Source organism: Rhizobium sp. O111, assembly GCF_055616315.1.
Genome location: NZ_JBSHXL010000001.1, coordinates 3,917,557 through 3,935,628 on the forward strand (window position 1 = coordinate 3,917,557; position 18,072 = coordinate 3,935,628).

Below are 18,072 nucleotides of genomic sequence, written 5' to 3' on the forward strand. Positions count from 1 at the left end.
TCACATCCATCCGTGCCAGTCTTCGATAGGCGTCCAGTCGCATGATAGGCGCCGATCCGCAAGACGGAAACAATAGAGATTGCCGCCGCCACCGGGCTGGTCGCGGTCCCGCCCGATCGGCCGGCCCTCAAGGTGACATTTCAGAAGCGTGCCCACGCCGCCATGGCCGACGAATGCGATCGGCAGGCTGTTATCATGCGTGGCGAGAATGCGCTCGACGTTAGCGACGATCCGCCGCTGCGCATCGATCGCTCGCTCCCATCCGTTGAAGCTCTGCTCGGGATTGGCGAAGAACCAGTCCGCCGCCTTCTCGAATTCTGATGGAGGCAGGAAGCCGGTCGCGGAGCGGTCGTTCTCGTGCATGTCCTCGACGATCTCGACGGAAACGCCCGAGGGCGCGGCCAGGATCGCGGCGGTCTCGATCGCCTTGGTCTCGTCGCTGCTGACGATACGTCGCAATTGCGACGCCCAGGGATTGTCCGCCGCCAGCCGCGCGCGTGCGGCGCCGACATCCGACAAGCCCCATTTGGGCACCGGAACGGCGGCGTCGATCTTCACTTGCGGGTGGGTGATATAGAGACCGAACACGTCAGCCTCGGCGGTAGATCCAGAGCTGCGCCGGCGGAATGTTGCGGACGATGAAGTCGAAGTGCTGGATGTGGTAGCGCTCGGGCCGGGCGATGATCGGCGAAACCGGGCCGTAGGAAATCTGCACGAAGGGGCGACCTGCCGGCAGGCGGTCCAGCACGCTTTCCAGCATGGCGATGCGCGCCTGCATCGGGAAGTTCAAAAGCGGCACGGCGGAAACGACGCTGTCGAATTTCTGCCCATCCATGTGGGCCAGCGTCTTGTCGAGATTGAAGGCGTCGCCATTGATGACGTTCACGCCGGGATAGAGCCGCACCAGATGTTCGTAGAAGTCGGTCGAATATTCGATGGCGACTAGGTTTTCAGGCTTTACGCCACGCTGCAGGATGGCCTTGGTGATGGCGCCCGTGCCGGGGCCGAGCTCAAGAACCGGAAGGCCGGAGTTCGGGTTGATGACGCTTGCCATCTTGCGCGCCGTGATCGACGACGTCGGCACGATCGAGCCGACGGTCTTCGGCCCCTGCATCATCCCCTTGAAAAACCGGATCTCCTCGTCGAATTTCTTGCCCAGCCGTTCCTTGAGGCGCAAGCCACCCATGCCGTTCTCCTTCGTGCAGCACATGCTGCATGCTTATGTGCAGGCAATACGGCGCTAAAACAAGGCCAAGCGTCGCAATTGACAAAGTTTGAACGGCAAATGCGACGCGCTACACGCGCATCGGCATCAGCACGTAAAGGGCATCGTCGCCGGCCGTGTCGCGAATGAGCGTCGGAGAACCGGCATCGGCCAGCAGGAAGATGGCCTGGTCGCCGGAGAGCTGCGCGGTGATATCGAGCAGGTACTTGGCGTTGAAGCCGATTTCCATGGCGTCGGTGTCGTAGCCGACGGCCACTTCTTCCGTGGCGCTGCCCGAATCCGGGTTGTTGACGGTGAGCAGCAGCTGTCCGTCCGAAAGCGCCAGCTTCACGGCGCGGCCGCGTTCCGAAGAAATGGTCGAGACGCGGTCGACGGCCTGGGCGAAACTCGTGCAATCGACGCGCATTTCCTTGTCGTTGCCGGTCGGGATGACGCGCTGATAATCGGGGAAGGTGCCGTCGATCAGCTTCGAGGTCATGACGATCGAGCCGATGGAAAGGCGGATCTTGGCGTCGGAAACTTCTACCGTGACCATCGCTTCCGGATTGTCGACCAGCTTCTGCAACTCGCCGACCGTCTTGCGCGGAATGATGATGCCGGGCATCCCCTCGGAACCCGAGGGAGCGTTGACGTCGGCGCGCGCCAGACGGTGGCCGTCGGTGGCGACGGCGCGCAGCTTCAGGTCGCCTTCGCTTTCGATCGTATGGAAGAAGATGCCGTTCAGATAGTAGCGGGTCTCTTCCGTCGAGATCGCGAACTGGGTGCGATCGATCAACATCTTCAGATCCGTCGCCTTCAGCTTGAAGGTGTGCGTGAAGGTGCCGGCTGTGAGGTCGGGGAAGTCGGATTCCGGCAGGCACTGCAGCGAGAACTTCGAACGGCCGGACTGAACCGTCATCGAGCCGCCATCCTGGCTGGTGGCGAGCAGCACTTCCGAGCCGTCGGAAAGCTTGCGCACGATGTCGTAGAGAAGATGGGCGGGAACCGTGGTGGCGCCGGGCTGCTCGACGTTGGCGGGCGTCGCTTCCGTCACTTCCAGGTCGAGGTCGGTCGCCTTCATGTCGAGGTTCTGGCCATCGGCGCGCAGCAGGATGTTCGACAGGATCGGGATCGTGTTGCGGCGTTCAACCACGCGGTGAACGTGGTTCAGCGACTTCAAAAGGTTGGACCGCTCAATAGTAATACGCATGGGATGCTACCGCTTTCGACCGTTACTGCCCGGGCGCGCTTGAACACGCCTGAATAATGCCTTTCCCAAAAGCTGGGATCGGAGGATTGGACGCGCAAAATGGCAGAATTTTGCGGACGAATGCAAGAGGCGCAAAGGTCGCTGCCTCAGCAATTGCCATTTTCGCTGCGGATGCTCACAGAAATCACCGTTACCGGCGAAGTCCTGCCCCTTGCCGAAGAGAAAGGTGTCGCCCATAAAGGCCGGAAGCCAGAAAGGGCAGACATATCTTGAGCAATGACGAGACGACGACAGAGGGCGGCAGGCAGCGCAGCTTCCGCCTGCACAACATGGCCGTTCCCGCCCGCCCGCAGGAGCCCGGCCTCTATCTCGTCGCGACGCCGATCGGCAATCTCGGCGACATAACGCTGCGCGCGCTGGAAACGCTGGCCGGCGCCGATGTGCTCGCCTGCGAGGACACCCGCGTCACCCGCGTGCTGCTCGATCGCTACGGCATCCAGAACCGCCCCTACGCCTACCACGAACACAATGCCGATGAAGCCGGGCCCCGCCTGCTTGCAGCGCTTGAAGCCGGCAAGTCCGTGGCGCTGGTCTCCGATGCCGGCACGCCGCTGGTCTCCGACCCCGGTTACCGTCTGGCGCAATCGGCGATAGAAGCCGGCTATCGGGTGATCCCGATCCCGGGCGCCTCGGCGCCGCTGGCAGCCCTTGTCGGCTCCGGCCTTCCGAACGATGCCTTCCTCTTCGCCGGTTTCCTGCCGACCAAGGACAAGGCCCGCCGCGACCGGCTGTCTGAATTCGCCGCCACGCCGGCGACACTGATGTTCTTCGAATCCCCGCACCGCATCGGCGCCACGCTCATTGCCGCCGCCGACGTTCTCGGCGGCGATCGCCCGGCCTCCGTCTGCCGCGAGCTCACCAAGAGCTACGAGGAGTTCCGCCGAGGCACGCTCGCCGAGCTTGCCGCTCACTATGCCGATGTCGACAATGTCAAAGGCGAGATCGTCCTCGTCATCGGCCCGGCGCCGGAGCGCGCCATCGAGGAAACGGACATCGACGCCATCCTGGCCGACCTCTCGCAGACCCTGCCGACCGCCAAGGCCGCCGCCGAGGCCGCCCGCATCACCGGTCTCCCCCGCAAGGAGCTCTACCAGCGCCTGCTCGACCGAAAGGCGGGCGATGTCAGGTAACGACGCTTCTGACCCGCATCAAAAGGGTCTTCGCCGCGAGGCACTGCGTCGGGGCCATGTCTCCGAATACATCGCCGCTTTCTATCTCATTCTCAAGGGCTACCGCATCGTCGCGCTGCGCTACCGCACGCGGCTGGGCGAGATCGACATCATTGCCCGCAAGGGCGATCTGGCTGTCTTCGTCGAGGTGAAGGCGCGTCGCGACGAGGGCGCGGCCGTCGATTCCGTGTCGCTTCTCGCGCAAACCCGCATCCGTGGCGCTAGCGATCTCTGGCTCTCCCGCCAGCGCGACCAGGCCCGCCTGTCTCAACGCTACGACATCGTCGCCATCTTGCCCGGGCGATGGCCCGTCCATTTGCGCGATGCGTTCTGATTGCTTTCGTTAGTCGGTTAACATTTTCGGAATTTGTAATCGGCCTGTCATGAAAGCGTTAAGGAGGTGTCACAATAGGCCTCTATTGCGTCCTCACGCCAACAATGGTGGAGAGGGTTTTTCATGTTTAAGTCGATTTCATTGGCCGCTGCTGCGGTTGCTTTGTCCGCTTCCGCGTCCTTCGCTGCAACCGAAGTGACCTGGTGGCACGCCATGGGTGGCGAGCTTGGCAAGAAGCTCGAGGAAGTTGCCCAGAAGTTCAACGATAGCCAGAGCGAATACAAGATCGTTCCTGTCTATAAGGGCACCTATCCCGAGACGCTGACGGCCGCTATCGCCGCTTTCCGCGCCGGCCAGCAGCCCGCCATCGTTCAGGTTTTCGAAGTCGGCACCGGCACCATGATGGCCGCCAAGGGCGCCGTCTACCCGGTCTACCAGCTGATGAAGGACGAGGGTGAGCCTTGGGATCCGTCGAAGTTCCTGGCGCCTGTCGTCGGCTACTATTCCGACGCTGAGGGCAACATCCTGTCGATGCCGTTCAACTCGTCGACCCCGATCCTCTACTACAACAAGGACGTCTTCCAGAAGGCCGGCCTCGATCCTGAAGTCGCTCCGAAGACCTGGGCCGAGCTTGCCGAAATGGGCAAGAAGATCGTCTCTTCCGGCGCTGCCAAGTGCGGCTTCACCATGTCCTACGGCGCGACCTGGGTTGGCCTGGAAAACTACTCCGCCATCCAGAACCTGCCTTACGGCACCCAGCAGAACGGCTTCGGCGGCATGAACGCCGAGTTCACCTTCAATGGTCCGAACCAGGCCAAGTTCTGGGATCACCTGAAGACCTGGCAGGATGAAGGCGTCTACAAGTACGGCGGCCCGAGCGCCGGTGCCGACGCTGCTCCGCTCTTCTACTCGCAGCAGTGCGCTGCCTACATGAACTCGTCCGCTTCGCGCGCCGGCGTCATCAACAACGCCAAGGACTTCAAGGTCGGCTTCGCACCGATGCCTTACGACGACACGGTCACGCAGGATCCGAAGAACTCGATCATCGGCGGCGCAACGCTGTGGGTTCTGAACGGTCAGAAGGACAAGGCTGTCTACAAGGGCGCCGCCAAGTTCTTCACCTACCTGTCGCAGCCTGAAGTCCAGGCCGATTGGCACCAGTTCACTGGCTACCTGCCGATCACCAACGCTGCTTACGAGCTTGGTCAGAAGCAGGGCTACTACGAAAAGAACGCCGGTTCTGACATCGCCATCAAGCAGATCATGCGCGGCACGCCGTCCGAAAACTCCAAGGGCGTTCGCTTCGGCAACCTGACGCAGATCCGCGACGTCATCGACCAGCAGTTCGAAGCCGTTCTCAACGGCAAGAAGACCGGTCAGGAAGCGCTCGACGAAGCCGCAAAGCAGGGCAATGCCAAGCTGCGCGAATTCGAAGCCGCGAATTCCAACTAAGGGTCGCTCCCTCCGTCAGCCCTCTCCGGCCCGTCCGGGGAGGGCATTTTCCTTGAGGGGTCATGCATGCAAACCAAACGCACTGTCTTCCAAAGCCGTCTCCTGCCTTATCTCCTGATCGCGCCGCAGCTGCTCATCACGATCGTCTTCTTCGTGTGGCCGGCGGTTCAGGCCGTATGGCAGTCCTTCCTGCGCCAGGATCCCTTCGGTCTGAAGGACACCTTCGTCGGTTTGGCGAACTACACGCGCTTGCTGCATGATCCGGATTATCTGAATTCGCTGACCGTCACCTTCGTCTTTTCGATCGGTGTCACCGTGCTGTCGATGGGGCTGTCGCTGCTCTTCGCGATCTGCGTCAACCGCGTGATCCGCTCGCAGCGCTTCTATACGACGCTTCTGGTCTGGCCCTATGCCGTTGCGCCGGCCGCATCCGGCCTGCTCTGGTGGTTCATGTTCAACCCCAGCGTCGGCATCATTCCCTATGTGCTGGAACATTTCGGCTACAGCTGGAACCATCGCCTGAACCCGAACAACGCGATGATCCTGATCATCATCGCCGCCGCCTGGAAGCAGATCTCCTACAATTTCCTGTTCTTCGTCGCCGGCCTCCAATCCGTGCCGCATTCGCTGACCGAAGCCGCCGCGATCGATGGCGCCGGTCCCATCAAGCGCTTCTGGACGGTGGTCTTCCCGCTGCTGTCGCCGACCACCTTCTTCCTGGCGGTCATCAACATCACCTATGCGATGTTCGACACCTTCCCGATCATCGACGCGGCTACCTCGGGCGGTCCGTCGCAATCGACCAACATCCTTGTCTACAAGGTCTATGCCGATGGTTTCGTCGGTCTCAATCTCGGCCCGTCGGCCGCGCAGTCGGTCGTGCTGATGCTGATCGTGGTCGTCCTGACCGTCGTCCAGTTCCGCTGGATCGAGCGCAAAGTGCAGTATTGAAGCGAGAGCCAGCCATGGTCGAGAACCGTCCCTTCCTCAATTTCCTCACCCACCTCGTGCTGATCCTCGGGATCGGCATGGTGGTGTTCCCCGTATACCTCGCCTTCATCGCCTCGACGCGCGGTCCCTCGGACTTCTTGACCGGCGTCGTGCCGATGACGCCGGGCCACCAGATGCTCGAGAACTACGGCGTGCTGCTCGGCACCGGCGCATCCAACGCCGGCGCACCGCCGTTCCTCCTGATGCTCGGCAACAGCCTGGCGATGGCTATCCTGGTCGCGATCGGCAAGATCGCGATTTCGATCATCTCGGCCTTCGCCATCGTCTATTTCCGCTTTCCCTTCCGCACGGTCGCCTTCTGGATCATCTTCATGACGCTGATGCTCCCCATCGAGGTGCGCATCCTGCCGACCTACAAGGTCGTCGCCGATCTCGGCATGCTGAACTCCTATTCCGGCCTCGTCATTCCCGTCATCGCGTCGGCCACCGCCACCTTCCTGTTCCGGCAGTTCTTCCTGACGGTTCCCGAAGAGATGATGGAAGCGGCGCGTGTCGATGGCGCCGGCCCGATGAAGTTCTTCTGGGATATCCTGCTGCCGCTGTCGCGCACCAATATCGCGGCACTTTTCATCATCATGTTCATCTACGGCTGGAACCAGTATCTCTGGCCGATGCTGATCACCACCGAACCCGGCTACTACACCGTCGTCATGGGCATCAAGCGCCTGGCCGCGGTGCTGGATGGCGATACCCAATGGAACCTTGTGATGGCGGGCGTCATCCTCGCGGCCCTGCCGCCGGTTCTGGTCATCATTTTCATGCAGCGCCTTTTCGTCAAAGGCCTGGTTGAGACGGAGAAGTAACAATGGCCTCCATCGACGTCGATAATGTCGGCAAGATCTACCACGGCGGCGTACGCGCCGTTTCCGGCATCGAACTCAAGATTGCCGATGGCGAGTTCATCGTGCTCGTCGGCCCCTCCGGCTGCGGCAAGTCCACCCTGCTGCGCATGATCGCAGGGCTTGAGACCATCTCCGAAGGCGAGGTGAAGATCGGCGCGCGCGTCGTCAACAATGTCGAGCCCGCCGATCGCGATATCGCCATGGTCTTCCAGAACTACGCGCTCTACCCGCATATGAGCGTGCGCCAGAACCTGGAATACGGCCTGAAGAACCGCAAGACGCCGAAGGCCGAGATCGATGCGCGCGTGGCCGAGGCCGCCCGCATGCTGGAGATCAACCAGTATCTTGAGCGCAAGCCGAAGGCGCTCTCCGGCGGCCAGCGCCAGCGCGTCGCCATGGGCCGCGCCATCGTGCGCAAGCCGGCCGTCTTCCTCTTCGACGAGCCGCTGTCGAACCTCGATGCCAAGCTGCGCGTTTCCATGCGCGGCGAGATCAAGCGCCTGCAGCGCCGCCTCGGTACCACCTCCATCTACGTCACCCACGACCAGCTGGAAGCGATGACGCTCGCCGACCGCCTCGTCGTCTTGAACGGCGGCAAGATCGAGCAGGTCGGTTCGCCGCTCGATGTCTACCACCGCCCGGCCTCCACCTTCGTCGCCTCCTTCATCGGCTCTCCGGCCATGAACCTCCTGAAGGGCGAGCTGCACGGCGACAAGCTGGCGCTCGGGCCGAGCCTGATCGACCTTTCCGGCTGCGCTCCGACCTCGGGCGCCGTCACCGTCGGCATCCGCGCCGAGGACTTGTGCCTTGCCGGTCCCGACCAGCACGCCATGCCTGTTACCGTCGAGTATGTCGAGGAACTCGGCGCCCAGCGGCTGGTCCACGGCCTGCTCGGCGATCAGCCGATCACCGCGGTGCTGGCGCCCGATATCGACATTTCCGCCGAACTGCGCCTGACCATCGCGCCCGAAAAGCTGCACTTCTTCGCGGCCGACACAGGCAAGCGCATCGTCGCCGCCGACACTGATGGCGCATCCGCGCCCGCCATGGCTGCCCAGCCCGCTTGAAGATAGCGCCCGCGTTAGGCGGGCGTTGCAATATCGCGGCACTCGTTACAACTTTAACGAATGTCTGAACGGCTCCGTCAGGACTCCCTGATATTCCCACTCTAGGGGATAGTGTACTCAGGGGGTTCTGGTGGCATCACTGCATCTTATGTTCGCGAGCGCGATGGCCTTGGCCGCCCGCTCCATGCCCGACATCGTGGCATTTCCGCGCGGCAAGTCGTTCGTCGCGCATTCGAGCGATCTCATCGCCATGAAGTCGACGCCGATTAATCCTGACTGGATTGTCGCCGGCGATCCGCAGGCCCGCACCGGCGAACACTCGCGCGGGCACGACGACGCGGCGCTGACGGCGATCTGGGACTGCACGGCCGGCGAGTTCCGCTGGTTCTTCGGATGGGACGAAACGGTGATGATCCTCGAGGGCGAGGTGCACATCACCGCCGACGATGGCACCGAGCGCGTGCTTCGCGCCGGCGACGTCGCCTTCTTCGCCGGCGGCACCTGGGCCAGCTGGCGCGTCGACAATTACGTCCGCAAGGTCGCCTTCCTGCGCAAGCCCTTCCCCAAGCCGGTGGCGCTCGCCTATCGCCTGCGCAACCTGCTGCGCGGCAGCGGCCAGCAGGGCATCGCGGCCTGAAACACGGCTTGAATTGAAGCCTGAGGGGAACGCCGGCCAATTGCGCCGGCGCACCGCACAAAAGCCGTCCATTGACCGTTGCGTTCGCGCCCTCTGCGGCCTACATCTGTCCGGCAATCGCTAAGGGACAGAAATGGCCAAGATCAAGAACGTAGCGGTCCAGATGGACCATGTCGCCTCCATCAACATCGCGGGCGACTCCACCTTCGCCATGAGCCTCGAGGCGCAGACCCGCGGCTACGAGCTCTTCCACTATACGCCCGACCGCCTGAGCTTCCTCGATGGCAAGCTCTACGCCTCTGTCGAGCCGATGACGCTGCGCGACATCAAGGGCGACCATTTCGATCTCGGCGCGCCTGAGCGTGTCGACCTGTCGACCATGGATGTGATCCTGCTCCGCCAGGACCCGCCCTTCGACATGTCTTACATCACCTCGACGCATCTCTTGGAGCGCATCCACCCGAAGACGCTCGTCGTCAACGACCCGGCCTGGGTGCGCAACTCGCCGGAGAAGATCTTCGTCACCGAATTCTCCGATCTGATGCCGCGGACGCTGATCACCAAGGATCCCGCCGAAATCCGCCGCTTCCGCGACGAGATGGGCGACATCATCCTGAAGCCGCTCTACGGCAATGGCGGCGCCGGCGTCTTCCATTCGACCAAGGACGACCGCAACCTCTCCTCGCTGCTCGAAATGTTCGGCCAGCTCTTCCGCGAACCCTATATCGCCCAGCAGTACCTGCCTGACGTGCGCAAGGGCGACAAGCGCATCATCCTCGTCGACGGCGAACCTGTCGGCGCCATCAACCGCGTTCCGGCCGAGCACGACAGCCGCTCCAACATGCACGTCGGCGGCCGCGCCGAGGCGACCGAGCTCACCGCGCGCGAAAAGGAAATCTGCGCCCGCATCGGCCCCGCCCTGCGCGAACGCGGCTTCCTCCTCGTCGGCATCGACGTCATCGGCGACTACATGACCGAGATCAACGTCACGTCGCCAACAGGCATCCGCGAAGTCAAGAAATTCGGCGGCGCCGATATCGCCAGCCTCTTGTGGGATGCGATCGAGCGCAAGCGCGCGTAACGTGGGCGAGGGCGGGCGCCAATGTCTGGCGTCCCCCTTCATCCGCCGCCAGCAATGGCGCCTGCTGTAAGCGCGGCCGCCCCACGCTCTACCGTCATCCTCGGGCTCGTCCCGAGGATCTGCTGAGCGACCAACTTGCTTGACGTGAGTGGATAGCTTGCACCATGGTTGCTGCAAGCGAGACCCATCTGCACCCTTGCATCAGTGGAGACGTGCTTAGATCCTCGGGACGAGCCCGAGGATGACGCCGCGACTGAGGAAAGCCTTGCCTCCTCTTCAGTCGCTTAGCGCCATTTCAGTGTTGGGGAGGCGACGTCCGCCCAACCCTCCACCATCATGCTCGGGCCTGTCCCGAGCATCTAAGCACGCCGCAACGAGTTCGACGTGCATGGATCACTCGCACTGCGTTGGCCCCGTCGCCCCAAGCGCCGAAACTGCCGTCGCGATCCTCTTCCTCCCCACCTTTGTTCCACCCATACAACCCGACACAACCGCCCCACATCAATGGCGCGCAATTGTTCATTTATTGTTCTTGTTTCATTCCAATTTCTATGCCAGATTGCAATCCGCGACCATGATGGGTCGCGGTTTCGGGTGCAAGGGGTTGCACTGCAGGGGATCTCGGCATGGTGGCGCGCGTCAGCACGGTTGCATTCCAGGGCATAGAAGGCGTTCCGGTAGAGGTCCAGGTCATGGTCGCGCCCGGCAAGCTGATCACCCAGATCGTCGGCCTGCCCGACAAGGCGGTGGCCGAAAGCCGAGAGCGAGTGCATGCCGCACTCCACGCCTCCGGCCTGGCGCTCCCCGCCAAGCGCATCACCGTCAACCTCGCCCCGCCGACCTTCCCAAGGAGGGTAGCCATTTCGATCTTCCGATCGCGCTCGGCCTGATGGCGGCCCTCGGCGCCATTCCTGGTGATGCGCTTTCAGGCTATGTCGTGATCGGCGAACTCAATCTCGACGGCACGATCGCTGCCGTCACCGGCGCCCTGCCGGCCGCAATCGGTGCCAATGCCATCGGCAAGGGCCTGATCTGCCCGGCCGAAAGCGGCCCCGAGGCCGCTTGGGCCGGCGCCGAGCTCGATATTCTGGCGCCGCGTAGCCTGATTGCGCTCGCCAATCATTTTCGCGGCACCCAGGTGCTCTCGCGTCCCGAACCGTCGATCCGCGCCACCGCCGCCAATCTTCCCGATCTCGCAGACATCAAGGGTCAGGAGAGCGCCAAGCGTGCGCTGGAGGTGGCCGCCGCCGGCGGGCACAATCTGTTGATGGTCGGTCCTCCAGGGTCCGGCAAGTCGATGCTCGCCGCCCGCCTACCATCGATCCTGCCGCCGCTCTCGGCCGCCGAGCTGCTTGAAGTCTCGATGATCCATTCGATCGCCGGCCAGCTCTCGGGCGGAAAGCTCTCCGATCGCCGACCGTTTCGCACACCGCATCACTCCGCCACCATGGCGGCCCTTGTCGGTGGCGGTTTCCGAGCGCGTCCTGGAGAAGCGTCGCTTGCCCATCACGGCGTGCTCTTTCTCGACGAGTTTCCCGAGTTCTCGCCGCAGGCGCTGGATGCGCTGCGCCAGCCGTTGGAAACCGGCGAGTGCATCATCGCCCGCGCCAATCACCGTGTCAGCTATCCCGCCACCATCCAGCTGGTGGCGGCCATGAACCCCTGCCGCTGCGGCATGGCGGGTGAGCCCGGCCATAGCTGCGCCCGTGGCCCGCGCTGCATGGCCGATTATCAGGCTCGCATCTCCGGCCCCCTGATGGATCGCATCGATATCAGGATCGACGTCCCCGCCGTCTCCGCCTTCGACCTGATCCGCCCGGCGCCCGCCGAAAAGAGCGCCGACGTCGCCCGCCGCGTCGCCCGCGCCCGTGATCTGCAGCGGGACCGCTTCCGCGCCGCTGGCCTCGGCGAGACCGGCACCAACGCCCGCTGCTCCACCGCGATGATCGAGACCTACGCGGCGCCCGATGCATCCGGCCTGCAGCTTTTGCGCGACGCTGCCGAAAAGATGAAGTTCTCCGCCCGTGGCTACCACCGCGTCCTCAAGGTCGCCCGCACGCTGGCCGACCTCGACGGCCAGGAAATGGTCGGCCGCATCCATTTGGCCGAGGCGATCTCCTACCGCATGGCGGGCGAGCGGCTGACGGCGGTTGCGTGAAGGGGAGGGCCGAGCGAAAGCGGAGACGCAGTGGGAGCGTCGTCGCTAGCTTGACGGGCGGGAGCAGTCAGGCGCCTCAGGTCTCGCGCGGCGCGCCGACCTCGTAGCTCCGGAGCTTGCGGTCATGAATGCCGAGTGCTGGCCATGCGGCGCGCCAGTCGCTCAGGTGCGTGGTTTGAAAGTGGCGATCGAGCGAGGCTTGGTCGCGCCAGCGTTCGGTAACGTGGATGAGGCCGGGCTCGAGCACGTCCTCGGCGTAGGAATAATCCAGGCAGCCGTCTTCGGCGCGGCTCATCTCCACCATGCGCTGCATCACGGGGCGTGCGAGCGCGAGGTTCTCATGGGGGAGGCGGATGGTTCCGACGATCAACAGCATGGGGTGGATTGCTTCGGGTTGTAGGTTGGTGCGGGATTGTAAACGCATGAAGGGCGCCGAAGCGCCCTCCTTAATGAGGAACTAAGCTGCTCCTCAGCCGCCGAGGCCTTCGAACAGCGCCGTCGAAAGATAGCGTTCGGCAAACGACGGGATGATCACCACGATGGTCTTGCCGGCGTTTTCCTCGCGGGAGCCGATCTTGATCGCAGCCGCCAGTGCCGCACCCGAGGAGATGCCGACCGGCACGCCTTCGAGGCGGGCGACGTGGCGGGCGGTTTCGAGTGCCGTGGCGCTGTTGATGGTGACGACCTCGTCATAGATGTGGGTGTCGAGGATGGCGGGGGCGAAGCCGGCGCCGATGCCCTGGATCTTGTGCGGTCCCGGCTGGCCACCGGAAAGAACCGGCGACTCTTCCGGCTCGACGGCGATCACCTTGATCTCCGGCTTCTTCGACTTCAGCACCTGGCCGGCGCCGGTAATCGTGCCGCCGGTGCCGATGCCCGACACCAGGATATCGACCGTGCCATCCGTGTCGTTCCAGATTTCCTCGGCCGTCGTCTTGCGGTGGATCTCGGGGTTGGCGGGGTTTTCGAACTGCTGCGGAATGATCGCGTCGGGCAGCGTCGCGGCCAGTTCCTCGGCCTTGGCGATCGCGCCCTTCATGCCCTTCGGACCCTCGGTCAGCACCAGCTCGGCGCCGAGCAGCGCCAGCATCTTGCGGCGTTCGACCGACATGGTCTCGGGCATGGTGAGGATCAGCTTGTAGCCCTTGGCGGCGGCGGCGAAGGCGAGCGCGATGCCGGTGTTGCCCGAGGTCGGCTCGACCAGCGTCGTCTTGCCGGGCGAAATCTTGCCCTGCGCTTCCAAGGATTCGATCATCGCCACGCCGATGCGGTCCTTCACCGAGGCGATCGGGTTGAAGAATTCGAGCTTGGCCAGAAGGTTGGCCTTCACGCCCTTTTCCTTGGCGAGCTTGTCCAGTCGAACGATCGGGGTATCGCCGATCGTTTCCGTGATCGAGGAGTAGATGCGGCCGCGGCCCGGTTTCTTCGACATGATAAGGCTCCCTTGATGAAATATAGACTGAGAATAGGGTCTAAGCCGGTGGTCGGCCAGAGTAGCTTCACCCGCCAACCCTGTGGTTCAGAGAAAAAACCCTTTGCGAACCACGGTTTAACGGATGATTTTTTCAGGCCGCGCGGGTGGCGATGAAGGCGGCGGTGCCCGCCAGAATGCTCGCCGCCACCCTGTTCAGCGCCTGCAGCGCGCGCGGCTGTTTGAGCAACGTGCGCGCCCGCGATGCCAGCAGCATATAAGGGATCAGCACCACCAGGAGCACCACGAAGGTGGTCAATAGCAGCAGGCCGTATTCGCGCATCCCGACGCTGTCGATGCTGATCAGCGTCGGCACGAGCGCCACGTAGAAGAGCATCGTCTTCGGGTTGCCGAGCGTGACCAGCAGCCCCGACAGAAAGCTCATGCCGATATTGCTGGATTTCTTCGCGGCGATGTCCTGCGGCAGCAGGCCGGCGGTCCAGAGCTTGTAGGCGATATAGCCGAGGTACAGCGCGCCGAGGATCTTGATGACGATGAACACCTCGGTGAAGGTCTGCGCCACGAAGGCGAGGCCGAGGATCACGGCGGTCAGATAAGTCATGTCGCCGAGCACCAGCCCGAGCCCCATGAAGAAGGTCTCGCGGAAGTTCGAGCCCAGCGCGCGGGCAACGATGGCTGTAATGCCGGGGCCGGGAATGGCGGCGGCGATGAACAGCGCCGCGGCATAGGCGAAGAGTGCGGTGAACGACATGTGAGCCTCCCAATCGGCTGTGTTCTACGCCTCTTGCAGGACCGTTTCAACAGGTCGCCGGTTGCTGCTCCAGAGGGGATCGGCGGGCGGCCCGGTGAGCAGATCTGCGGCACGCGCCATCTGTCACGGGCGTCTGCTATTGACGCCTCGGGTCGCGGTTCTAGTTCTCGGTTGGTGGCGGATGTCTGGCCTCAGCCGGAGCCGGAATTGTCGGCCACATGGGGGACGCAACCCGTTCCGGCACCCGTATCACGCCGATCTGGCGAAGGAGAAAATTTCATGTCGACACCCGTCGAAAAGCGCAAGACCGCGGCGCTGGCAACCCCGACCGATCTGAAGAGCAACGCCATCCAGGATATCTCCGGCGCGCTGACGGCGCTCTTGGCCGATACTTTCGCGCTCTATCTGAAGACCAAGAATTTCCACTGGCACATGTCCGGCCCGCATTTCCGCGATTATCACCTGCTGCTCGACGAGCATGCCGAGCAGATCTTCGCGATCACCGACGAGATGGCCGAGCGCGCCCGCAAGATCGGCGGCACGACGTTGCGCTCCATCGGCCATATCGGCCGTCTGCAGCGCCTGGCCGACAACGACGCCGACTACGTGACGCCGGAGGACATGCTGGCCGAACTGCGTGACGATAACCGCCAGCTGATCTCGCTGATGCGCGAGACCCACGACGTCTGCTCCGAACACAACGACGTCGCGACCACGAGCCTTCTCGAAAACTGGATCGACGAGGCGGAGCGCCGCCACTGGTTCCTCTTCGAGATCACCCGCCAGGCGAAGTAATCAGCATCGTTAAGCCCGGACGCCCCGCAGCGCACCCTTCAGCCGCGCGGGCGTCCAGCCAAGGTTCATGCCCGCCGCCGCCAGAAGAATGATGGCGGCGCCGGCGATCTGCAGCGGCTGCAGCGCATGACCGAAGGCGACCCGGTCGACCACGATCGCCGCGATCGGGTAGAGAAAGGATAGCGCACCGGTCAGGTGGATCGGTAGCTTCTGGATCGCGCCGTAGAGCAGCACATACATCAGCCCCGTATGCACCACGCCCAGCGTCACCAGCAGCGACCATGTCTTGATATCACCGGGCAGGGCGGAAAAGTCGGTGATCGGGGCCAGCATCACGACACCGGTGGCGACCTGGATCAGCGCGATCAGATGCGGCGGCGTGCCCTTCAGCCATTTCGCGGCCAGAGCCGCCAGCGCATAGAAGAAGGCCGCGCCCAGCGCCATGGCGATGCCGGTGGCATAATCGCCGCCCGAGCCCGCCACCTGCGGCTTGCCCTCGACGATCCCGATCATGCCTGTGAATGCCAGCGCCAGCCAGAACAGCTTCGCCGCCGTGATCCTTTCGCCGAGAAACAGGGCGCCGAGCCCGAGCAGCATGAAGGGCTGCGTGTTGTAGACGGTGGTCGCGACCGAGATCGAGGTATGCCCATAGGCGCCGAAGAGCAGCAGCCAGTTGAGCACGATCGCGACGCCGCCAAAGACGGCAATCGCAAAGGCACGCAGCCCGATCACGCCGGGCTTCAGCAATCCCATCGCCGCGCAGACGACAAGAAGGCTGATCGCGCCGAACAGGCAGCGCCAGAAGACGACGCCGCTGACGGGTTGGCCGGACATGACGACAAACCAGCCGATCGTCCCCGAAATCAGCATCGCCGCCGTCATCTGCATGCTGCCGCTGCGGATATCCTGTTGCATTCCAGTCTCCCATTGTTGAGAGCAAGGATATTGCGGCCGCAACTTCATTTAAATAATCTTGAGGCTCCGAATGGCGGCTTTCACCTTTCATCGTGAGGCGAAATGAGCGTTCTACCTAACAATGACCTCGACGACATCGACCGCCGCATTCTTGAGGCGCTGGCCGCCGATGCGCGCATGTCGCTTAAGGAGCTTGCGCAGGCAGCCGGTCTGTCTTCGCCCAGCACCGGCGAGCGTCTGCGCCGACTGGAGGAGCGCGGCGTCATTTCCGCCTTCACCGTCGATATCGATCCCACGGCCCTCGGCTATCCGCTGCAGGCGATCGTCCGCGTCCGGCCGCTGCCGGGGCAGCTGCATGTGGTGGAGCGGATCATCCGGGAGACGCCGGAGTTCGTCGAATGCGACAAGGTCACCGGCGATGATTGCTTCGTCGCCCGCCTCGTCGTCCGCTCCATGGCACAGCTGGATACGATTTTGGACAAGGTCGCGGAGAAGGCCGAGACCAGCACGTCGATGGTAAAGGCCTCGCCGGTAAAGCGCCGCCTGCCGCCGCTGAGCTGAAAGCCTAGAAATCCGCCATCGGCGAAAGCATCGCCGGCCGGTCGAGACTGATGTCGAGATCGCTGCGGATCATGAACGCAGTGCCGCCGTCGATCGCCCGAGCCTCGCCCTGCCAGCCGAGTTTGTCCGGCGAAAACAGAACCTCGACAGCCAGCGGCGCAATGCCGAGCCCACCGAGAATGGCCTCAAGCGGCGGGATCGTTTCGGCGATGATATCCGACAGCACGAATGTGTTGTCATCCCCCACCTTCCAGGCGATCACCGCCTGCCGGTCTTCCAGCCAGCTCAGCCGCACATCCGGATCGAACTGCGTGTTGATCAGGAACATCGCCGCGCTCTCGCAGACCGCCAGAGCATCCGATACCGGCGTGCGGGATTTCAGCGCCCGCTGCAGCAGCGCGAGATCCTCGGGTTTCCACGGGTCGAGCGTCCGCGCGCGCATGGCGCCCATCGCGGGCTCCGGCGCCGTGCCGGCATAGAGATGCATCGGCAGCGAGCGAAAACCATAGGGCGTGTAGAGATCAGGCTTGTCCGTATAGAGCACGATCGCCTCGAAGCCCTGGGCCGCGCACCAGTCGAGCGCCTTTTTGGTCACGTCGCGATAAAGCCCGCGCCCACGCCATGGCGGCCGCACGGCGCCCGATTGCAGGCCGGCGGCGTTGATTTTGCGGCCGTTGATGACGATAGGCATGGCGAAGGCCGAGAGATTGGCGGCCAGAAGGCCGGTTTCGTCGAACCAGCCGAAGGGCATGCTGGTGGGATCGGCGCCGCCGAGACGCTTCAGCGGGTCGAGATCGATGCCGAACGTATCAGAGAGAAGCGACACCAGCGCCGACCAAGCCTTGTCGTCGGCGAAATAGTCCTGCCGGAAGGTGAGGCCGGAGCTATCGGTCGCCTTGTCCATCACACGCCCGTGGAGCCGAAGCCGCCGGCGCCGCGCGCCGTGGTGCTCGCCTCGGTGATTTCGGCGACGCGCGCCTGCGTCACCGGCGCGATCACCATCTGGGCGATGCGCATGCTGCGGGTGATCTCGAACGGCTCCTCGCCGAGATTGATCAGCAAGACTTTCACTTCGCCGCGATAATCGCTGTCGATCGTGCCTGGCGTGTTGAGGCAGGTGATGCCGTTCTTGAACGCAAGCCCGGAGCGCGGGCGGATCTGGCCTTCGAAGCCCTCGGGGATCTCGAAGATCAGCCCGGTCGGCACCAGCGCTCGCTTGCCCGGCGCAAGCACCATCGGCGCACCGTCGTCGACGGCGGCGCGCAGGTCCATGCCGGCGGCCCCCTTGGTTTCATAGGCGGGCAGCTCGATGCCCTCGCCATGGGGCAGACGCAGGAGATTGAGGGTCGGGCGGGTGTCTGTGTGAATGGTCATGCGCCATTACTTTGCCCCC

At 63.5% G+C, this 18,072-nt stretch carries 20 protein-coding genes and 1 pseudogene; 12 read left to right on the forward strand and 9 right to left on the reverse strand.

The genetic code is table 11. From position 1 onward, the window contains the following. The 3 genes from ACVTFQ_RS19555 to dnaN all read right to left on the reverse strand — a co-directional run bounded on the left by ACVTFQ_RS19555 (position 1) and on the right by dnaN (position 2,414). Positions 1-588 (reverse strand): histidine phosphatase family protein, encoded by a 588-nt coding sequence (locus ACVTFQ_RS19555; RefSeq protein ID WP_111563200.1) that lies wholly within the window; start codon positions 586-588, stop codon positions 1-3. 1 nt (position 589) lies between these two features. Beyond that, complete coding sequence (gene pmtA / locus ACVTFQ_RS19560) at positions 590-1,186, reverse strand: phospholipid N-methyltransferase PmtA (protein ID WP_018899329.1); 597 nt, start codon at positions 1,184-1,186, stop codon at positions 590-592. Positions 1,187-1,295: 109 nt separating this feature from the next. Continuing rightward, positions 1,296-2,414, reverse strand: a complete 1,119-nt coding sequence (dnaN, locus tag ACVTFQ_RS19565) for a DNA polymerase III subunit beta (RefSeq protein ID WP_026283155.1) — start codon at positions 2,412-2,414, stop codon at positions 1,296-1,298. Between the two features lie 99 nt (positions 2,415-2,513). Between dnaN and ACVTFQ_RS19570 the strand changes: the two genes are divergently transcribed. From ACVTFQ_RS19570 to ACVTFQ_RS19615, 10 genes and pseudogenes are all read left to right on the forward strand, one after another. After that, positions 2,514-2,687, forward strand: coding sequence for a hypothetical protein (locus ACVTFQ_RS19570; protein ID WP_162718243.1), 174 nt, complete (start codon positions 2,514-2,516; stop codon positions 2,685-2,687). 56 nt (positions 2,688-2,743) lie between these two features. Next, complete coding sequence (gene rsmI, locus ACVTFQ_RS19575; protein ID WP_051110797.1) at positions 2,744-3,604, forward strand: 16S rRNA (cytidine(1402)-2'-O)-methyltransferase; 861 nt, start codon at positions 2,744-2,746, stop codon at positions 3,602-3,604. After that, positions 3,594-3,977, forward strand: a complete 384-nt coding sequence (locus tag ACVTFQ_RS19580; RefSeq protein WP_111563201.1) for a YraN family protein — start codon at positions 3,594-3,596, stop codon at positions 3,975-3,977. The genes rsmI and ACVTFQ_RS19580 overlap by 11 nt, the downstream gene beginning before the upstream one ends. 123 nt (positions 3,978-4,100) lie before the next feature. Then, positions 4,101-5,429, forward strand: coding sequence for a sn-glycerol-3-phosphate ABC transporter substrate-binding protein UgpB (gene ugpB, locus ACVTFQ_RS19585; RefSeq protein ID WP_111563202.1), 1,329 nt, complete (start codon positions 4,101-4,103; stop codon positions 5,427-5,429). A 66-nt stretch (positions 5,430-5,495) separates the two neighbouring features. Beyond that, positions 5,496-6,380 carry a sn-glycerol-3-phosphate ABC transporter permease UgpA gene (gene ugpA, locus ACVTFQ_RS19590; RefSeq protein ID WP_047506911.1) on the forward strand — a complete coding sequence of 295 codons (885 nt, stop codon included), beginning with the start codon at positions 5,496-5,498 and terminating at the stop codon, positions 6,378-6,380. A gap of 14 nt (positions 6,381-6,394) precedes the next feature. Next, positions 6,395-7,243, forward strand: coding sequence for a sn-glycerol-3-phosphate ABC transporter permease UgpE (gene ugpE / locus ACVTFQ_RS19595; RefSeq protein WP_111563203.1), 849 nt, complete (start codon positions 6,395-6,397; stop codon positions 7,241-7,243). Positions 7,244-7,245: 2 nt separating this feature from the next. Further along, positions 7,246-8,349, forward strand: coding sequence for a sn-glycerol-3-phosphate import ATP-binding protein UgpC (locus ACVTFQ_RS19600; protein WP_111563204.1), 1,104 nt, complete (start codon positions 7,246-7,248; stop codon positions 8,347-8,349). Between the two features lie 148 nt (positions 8,350-8,497). Continuing rightward, a complete protein-coding gene (locus tag ACVTFQ_RS19605) occupies positions 8,498-8,986 on the forward strand; it encodes a cupin domain-containing protein (RefSeq protein ID WP_111563205.1) in 489 nt (162 codons plus the stop codon). Positions 8,987-9,119: 133 nt separating this feature from the next. Beyond that, positions 9,120-10,067 carry a glutathione synthase gene (gshB, locus tag ACVTFQ_RS19610; RefSeq protein WP_111563206.1) on the forward strand — a complete coding sequence of 316 codons (948 nt, stop codon included), beginning with the start codon at positions 9,120-9,122 and terminating at the stop codon, positions 10,065-10,067. Between the two features lie 626 nt (positions 10,068-10,693). After that, positions 10,694-12,225 (forward strand): annotated as a pseudogene (locus tag ACVTFQ_RS19615) (YifB family Mg chelatase-like AAA ATPase). 76 nt (positions 12,226-12,301) lie between these two features. Here ACVTFQ_RS19615 and ACVTFQ_RS19620 read toward each other — a convergent pair. The 3 genes from ACVTFQ_RS19620 to ACVTFQ_RS19630 all read right to left on the reverse strand — a co-directional run bounded on the left by ACVTFQ_RS19620 (position 12,302) and on the right by ACVTFQ_RS19630 (position 14,408). After that, complete coding sequence (locus ACVTFQ_RS19620) at positions 12,302-12,601, reverse strand: putative quinol monooxygenase (protein WP_111563208.1); 300 nt, start codon at positions 12,599-12,601, stop codon at positions 12,302-12,304. Positions 12,602-12,694: 93 nt separating this feature from the next. Next, positions 12,695-13,657, reverse strand: a complete 963-nt coding sequence (gene cysK / locus ACVTFQ_RS19625; protein WP_111563209.1) for a cysteine synthase A — start codon at positions 13,655-13,657, stop codon at positions 12,695-12,697. Positions 13,658-13,790: 133 nt separating this feature from the next. Further along, entirely contained in the window at positions 13,791-14,408 is a 618-nt protein-coding gene (locus ACVTFQ_RS19630; RefSeq protein ID WP_047506924.1) for a LysE family translocator, read from the reverse strand. A 279-nt stretch (positions 14,409-14,687) separates the two neighbouring features. Between ACVTFQ_RS19630 and ACVTFQ_RS19635 the strand changes: the two genes are divergently transcribed. Further along, positions 14,688-15,203, forward strand: a complete 516-nt coding sequence (locus ACVTFQ_RS19635; protein WP_047506926.1) for a Dps family protein — start codon at positions 14,688-14,690, stop codon at positions 15,201-15,203. 9 nt (positions 15,204-15,212) lie between these two features. Here ACVTFQ_RS19635 and ACVTFQ_RS19640 read toward each other — a convergent pair whose 3' ends face one another. After that, entirely contained in the window at positions 15,213-16,118 is a 906-nt protein-coding gene (locus ACVTFQ_RS19640) for a DMT family transporter (protein ID WP_111563210.1), read from the reverse strand. A gap of 102 nt (positions 16,119-16,220) precedes the next feature. Between ACVTFQ_RS19640 and ACVTFQ_RS19645 the strand changes: the two genes are divergently transcribed. Beyond that, positions 16,221-16,679 carry an Lrp/AsnC family transcriptional regulator gene (locus tag ACVTFQ_RS19645; RefSeq protein ID WP_111563211.1) on the forward strand — a complete coding sequence of 153 codons (459 nt, stop codon included), beginning with the start codon at positions 16,221-16,223 and terminating at the stop codon, positions 16,677-16,679. Positions 16,680-16,683: 4 nt separating this feature from the next. Here the strand turns inward: ACVTFQ_RS19645 and ACVTFQ_RS19650 are convergent, their stop codons facing one another. Further along, positions 16,684-17,583 carry a GNAT family N-acetyltransferase gene (locus ACVTFQ_RS19650; RefSeq protein ID WP_111563212.1) on the reverse strand — a complete coding sequence of 300 codons (900 nt, stop codon included), beginning with the start codon at positions 17,581-17,583 and terminating at the stop codon, positions 16,684-16,686. Then, positions 17,583-18,053 carry a dUTP diphosphatase gene (dut, locus tag ACVTFQ_RS19655; RefSeq protein WP_112436379.1) on the reverse strand — a complete coding sequence of 157 codons (471 nt, stop codon included), beginning with the start codon at positions 18,051-18,053 and terminating at the stop codon, positions 17,583-17,585. The genes ACVTFQ_RS19650 and dut overlap by 1 nt, the downstream gene beginning before the upstream one ends. Between the last annotated feature and the right edge of the window lie 19 nt (positions 18,054-18,072).